Source organism: Priestia sp. SIMBA_032, assembly GCF_046535215.1.
Taxonomy (GTDB): Bacteria; Bacillota; Bacilli; order Bacillales; family Bacillaceae_H; genus Priestia; species Priestia aryabhattai.
Genome location: NZ_JAWRXD010000738.1, coordinates 1 through 269, shown reverse-complemented (window position 1 = coordinate 269; position 269 = coordinate 1). Strand labels below are relative to the sequence as shown.

Below are 269 nucleotides of genomic sequence, written 5' to 3'. Positions count from 1 at the left end.
CTCGAGTCCCTTGAACTGCCCCAGGAGATTCTCTATGACCGGATCTGGAAACGGAAAAGGGATGACGCCGGTGTGAAGACCGCTCATCTCATCCATGAGAGGGAGGATCGGAGCTCATTATTATTCCCCATCCCTCATGAAGAAGAAGCATATGATCATACCCTTCTTCTTGATGCGCTCAGGGAAGGACTAGAAACAGGATTCCGTGATCACGAAATCGTCATCGCCGGAAGGATCCCGCATCTTGTGGAAACTTATGCGGCCAATGC

1 pseudogene is annotated in these 269 nt (G+C 50.9%); it reads left to right on the top strand.

Annotation, left to right across the window (positions count from 1 at the left end):
* Positions 1 to 269: pseudogene (locus SB717_RS36250) on the top strand (glycosyltransferase); the annotation flags it as partial.